General features: G+C 74.8%; 6 protein-coding genes. 3 read left to right on the top strand and 3 right to left on the bottom strand.

The genetic code is table 11. The features are described 5' to 3' along the window. From VR44_RS07775 to VR44_RS07765, 3 genes are all read left to right on the top strand, one after another. A partial coding sequence (locus VR44_RS07775; protein ID WP_045946647.1) for a glycoside hydrolase family 15 protein occupies positions 1-605 on the top strand: 605 nt, incomplete at its 5' end. Positions 606-638: 33 nt separating this feature from the next. Continuing rightward, positions 639-1,217: a TetR/AcrR family transcriptional regulator gene (locus VR44_RS07770; protein ID WP_045946646.1), complete on the top strand. Its 579-nt coding sequence runs from the start codon at positions 639-641 to the stop codon at positions 1,215-1,217. An 82-nt stretch (positions 1,218-1,299) separates the two neighbouring features. Further along, positions 1,300-2,085, top strand: a complete 786-nt coding sequence (locus tag VR44_RS07765) for an SDR family oxidoreductase (protein ID WP_045946645.1) — start codon at positions 1,300-1,302, stop codon at positions 2,083-2,085. A 157-nt stretch (positions 2,086-2,242) separates the two neighbouring features. On the opposite strand, the gene VR44_RS44860 is transcribed toward VR44_RS07765, so the two are convergent. From VR44_RS44860 to VR44_RS07755, 3 genes are all read right to left on the bottom strand, one after another. Next, positions 2,243-2,419, bottom strand: a complete 177-nt coding sequence (locus tag VR44_RS44860; RefSeq protein ID WP_157880248.1) for a hypothetical protein — start codon at positions 2,417-2,419, stop codon at positions 2,243-2,245. A gap of 172 nt (positions 2,420-2,591) precedes the next feature. Then, a complete protein-coding gene (locus VR44_RS07760; RefSeq protein ID WP_094191486.1) occupies positions 2,592-3,290 on the bottom strand; it encodes a response regulator in 699 nt (232 codons plus the stop codon). Positions 3,291-3,317: 27 nt separating this feature from the next. Then, on the bottom strand, positions 3,318-4,349 hold a 1,032-nt coding region (locus VR44_RS07755), incomplete at its 5' end, for an anhydro-N-acetylmuramic acid kinase (protein ID WP_045946644.1).

The raw sequence follows: 4,349 nt of genomic DNA, 5'->3' as shown, positions 1-4,349 counted from the left end.
ACTGGGAGCTGCCCACCGCGACGGCCAACATCGGTACGGCGGCCCCGCTGCTGGCCGGGCTGAACGCGGCCGCCGACCTCGCCTCGGAGCTGGGGCGGGACACCGACGCCGGACGCTGGGCGCAGGCCGCGCGGAGGCTGGAGGCGGGCATCGCGAAGCGGTTCGCGCCGCTCGGCTACGGGCGCACGGCCGACGGGCTGCACGGGCGCGACAGCGCGGCGGCGTTCATGGCCCCCCCGTTCAACACGGCCCCCGCGGACCTGCCCCGGGCGCTCGACGACACCTACCGGGAGCTGCGGCGGCCCAACGGCGGGCTGGTGCCGGGCAGCGACCCCGACACCCGGTGGGGGAACATCACCTGGACGGCGAGCACCTCGTTCTTCGCCCTGGCCTGGACCGCCTCGGGCGAGCGCGCCAAGGGCGACGCGGTGCTCGACTGGGTGCTGGACCGGCGCAACCTGCTCGGGGAGCTGCCGGAGACGGTGGACGCCCAGGGCCTGCCGAAGGCCGTGGTCCCGCTGGGGTGGACGGACGCGCTGGTGCTGCTGACCCTCACCGGACAGGAGGGGCGGGGGCCGGAGACCCCGCCGGGACCCCGTACTTGACCCCTGGGTACACAATCATGTTGAATGACGATCATGGGAAGGCCGAAGCAGTTCGATCCCGAAGCCGCCGTCGAGCAGGCCATGCAGGTGTTCTGGCGCCAGGGTTACGCCGCCACCACACCGCAGGACCTGGTCGACGCGCTCGGCATCGGCAAGGGCAGCCTGTACCACGCCTTCGGCAGCAAGCACGCCCTGTTCGAGCTGGCCCTGCGCCGCTACCGTGACAGCCAGGCCGTGGCCGTGATCGAGCTGCTGGGCGGGGAAGGCCCCGTGAAGGACCGGCTGAGGGCCGCCCTGCGCATGCTCGTGGAGATGGACCTCACCGATCCGGACCGGCGCGGCTGCATGGCGGTGAACACCGCCGCCGAGCTGGCCGGGGCGGACGAGGTGGCCGCCGAGCTGGTGCGGAGGATGTTCGACCGCACGGAGGAAGCCCTGCGGGCGCTGGTCGAGGAGGGCCGGCGCTCCGGGGAGATCTCGCCGGAACGGGACGCCCGCGCGGTCGGGAGCATGCTGCTGAGCACGGCCGTCGGCCTGAGGCTGCTGGCCCGCGTCGCCGAAGGGCCCGAGCGCCTCGCCCTGGTGGTCGAGGCCACCGTCGACTCGCTCTGACACCTCCACGAGCCCGCCCCCGAGAGGGGGCGGCTCCGGCCTGCCCATGTTTTGTACCTGTAGCTCAAGAACTGGGGACCTCATGAAGCTCGGACTGCACGACAAGACCGCCGTCGTCACCGGCGCCGGCCGCGGGATAGGCCTCGCCACGGTACGGCTGCTGGTGGAGGAGGGTGTGCGCGTCGTCGGCGCCGCCCGTACGGTCACGCCGGAACTCGCCGCCACCGGCGCCCTGGGGGTCTCCGCCGACCTCAGCACCGCCGCCGGGGTGGCCGCGCTCGCCGACGCCGCGCACGCCGAACTCGGCGGTGTCGACCTGCTCGTGAACAACGTGGGCGGCGGCGACCCGGAGGGCGGGCTCACCGGCTTCCTGGACAGCGACGACGCCCAGTGGGCCCGGTACCTGGACCTCAACCTGATGAGCGCGGTGCGCCTGACCCGCGCCGTGCTGCCGGGACTCGTCGAACGCCGGGGCGCGGTCGTCAACGTCTCCTCCGTCTGCGCCCGCCTGCCCGCGACCGGGCCGGTGGCCTACAGCGCGGCCAAGGCGGCACTGGGTGCGGTGACCAAGGCGCTCGCCGAGGAGTTCGGGCCCCGGGGGGTGCGTGTCAACACCGTGTCCCCGGGTCCGACGCGTACGGCGGTCTGGGAGGACCCGGAGAACTTCGGCGGGCTCGTGGCCGAGGCCGCCGGGGTCGAGCACTCCGCCCTGCTGGAACGCCTTCCGGCGGACTTCGGCCTCACCACCGGCCGGCTGACCGAGGCGCGGGAGGTGGCGTCGGTCATCGTGTTCCTGCTGTCCGGCCTCGCCGGCAACGTCACGGGCGCGGACTACCTCGTCGACGGCGGCATGGTCAAGACGGTCTGACACGCGCCCGCGCGCGAGGGCCGGGGCCCGGGACGGATGCCGTCCCGGGCCCCGGCGCGATGGGGCGCCCTCCGGTCAGGAGGAGTAGTACAGCCACCACTTGTAGTGCTCGTAGGAGCAGTGCCAGCTCCTGTAGTGGCCCGACCGGCCGGCCGATTCACAGGCTCCCCTGCTGGAGTAGGGGCCCTTCCTTCCCGGAGGAGCGGTGGTCCACCACAGAGGTGGCCGAGGAGGCCTCGTGCCGCGGGGCCGCCAGCGCCGCCGGGCCCGACAGGATCACACCCGCGGCCACGAGAGCGACCGGTGCGATGCGGGAGAGCTTCTTCGCGTTCATCTCGGGTTCCTTCTTCCCTGGTCGGTCCGGGGCCCGTTCGAGCTCCGGACCATCAACGTACGGACGCCCGTGTCCCGGGCACATGGTCCGCGGGTCCCGCTCAGGTCCCGGCCGTAGGCGGGAGCACCGCCCTGTCGGCGGTCCCGGCGTCCGTGCCGCCCAGGTGCGCGGGTCAGGCCGGGCCCGTCCCGTCCGGCGCGGTCCGGCCGTCCTCGCCCAGGCCCGCGTCGCGGGCCCGCGCCACGGCCTCGGCCCGGGAGGTGACCTGGAGCTTCTCGAAGACGTGGGTGACGTGGTTGCGGACCGTCTTCTCCGACAGCACCAGTTCACGGGCGATGCGCCGGTTGTCGTGGCCCCGGGCGACCAGTTCCAGCACCTCGGCCTCACGGGCGGTCAGGGCGGGGAAGAGCCGCCCCGCGTCCCGCCGGTGTCCGCTCGTCAGGAGCGCGGAGAGCCGGGCGGCGATCTCGGACCCGAAGACGGCGCCGCCGGCGGCGACCGTGCGCAGGGCGTGCAGGACCTCCTCGGAGCCGGCGCCCTTGACCACGTATCCGCGGGCGCCGGCCTGGAGGGCGGCGAGGACGCTGCCGTCGTCGTCGGACATGGTGAGCATGAGGACCGGCAGCCCGGGGTGGCTGGCCGCGAGCCGGCGGGTGACCTCGATGCCCGACACGTCCGGCAGGGACAGGTCCATCACGACCACGTCGGGGCGGTGGGCCTCGACGGCGTCCGGGACCTCGCCGCCGGTCTCGGCCTCGGCGACGACGAGGGCGCAGCGGCTGCTCTCCAGGGCGGCCCGCAGGCCCTCGCGGAACAGGGGGTGGTCGTCGACGATCAGGACACGGGGGATGGTGCGGTCTTCTTCGTGCACGTTTCGACACTAACAGTGATGATCCGGTCACCCTTGGAGTGCGGGGTGGGTGGCGCCGGACGCCCTCCAGGGGGGTGGTGGGCCGACGGCGATGCGCAGCGGCGGGCGGGCCGGGGCGGGTGGCAGCCGCAGGGGGCGGTGGCCCGGGGTGAGGGAGCCCAGCACGCGGGGGCCGCGGGCGCCGGTGCACTCGGGGGCGTTGCCGGGCAGGCCGTGCAGGGTGAGGAAGCCGAGCACGGCGAAGGCGTACGCCTCCTTGGCGGCGGCTGGCAGGCCCAGCGCGTCGGAGCCCAGCAGGGCGGTGTCCGGGGGCAGCTCCTCGCGGAGCATCCGCATGAGGACCGGATTGCGGGTGCCGCCGCCGGAGGCGATGACCTCCGTGACGCGCAGCGGGCGCAGGGCGTCGGCGACGGTGCGGGCGGTGAGCCGGGTGAGGGTGGCGAGGAGGTCCTGCGGGGCGAGGGGGCCGAGGCCGTCGAGGGCGGCGCGCAGGTGGCCGGGGTGGAAGAGTTCCTTGCCGGTGGTCTTGGGGGCGGGCAGCCGGTAGTAGGGCTCGGCCAGCAGGTGCCGCAGGAGCGGTTCGTGGACCCGGCCGGCGGCGGCGAGGGCGCCGTCCTGGTCGTAGCCGAGCCGCCCGTCGGTGAGTTCGGTGACGGCGGCGTCGAGGAGGGCGTTGCCGGGGCCGGTGTCGAAAGCCGTCGGCGGGCCGGCCGGAGGCAGGGCGGTGACGTTGGCGATCCCGCCGAGGTTCAGCGCGGCGGGGCTGCCGGGGCGGCCGCGCAGCAGCATCAGGTCGACCAGGCTGACCAGGGGGGCGCCCTGGCCGCCGGCCGCGATGTCCGCGGGGCGGAAGTCGGAGACGACGGGGCGTCCGGTGGCTTCGGCGATCCAGGCGGGGCGGCCCAGCTGGAGGGTGCCGTGGACGCGGCCGCCGGTGCTCCAATGGTAGACGGTCTGGCCGTGGGAGGCGATCAGTTCGGCACGGCCCCCGCACAGTTCGCGGTCGGCGCGGGCGGCGAGGTCGGCGAAGGCCCGGCCGATCAGGGTGTCGAGGCGGCA

It is taken from the genome of Streptomyces katrae (assembly GCF_000966975.1).
Taxonomy (GTDB): domain Bacteria; phylum Actinomycetota; class Actinomycetes; order Streptomycetales; family Streptomycetaceae; genus Streptomyces; species Streptomyces katrae.
The sequence above is the reverse complement of the archived record's forward strand: the minus strand, read 5'-3'. Positions and strand labels throughout refer to the sequence as shown.

Bases quoted from the DNA above. Each gene is read 5' to 3' on its own strand.
- VR44_RS07770 (WP_045946646.1), top strand. From the start codon at position 639: ATGGGAAGGCCGAAGCAGTTCGATCCCGAAGCCGCCGTCGAGCAGGCC.
- VR44_RS07765 (WP_045946645.1), top strand. From the start codon at position 1,300: ATGAAGCTCGGACTGCACGACAAGACCGCCGTCGTCACCGGCGCCGGC.
- VR44_RS44860 (WP_157880248.1), bottom strand. From the start codon at position 2,419: ATGAACGCGAAGAAGCTCTCCCGCATCGCACCGGTCGCTCTCGTGGCC.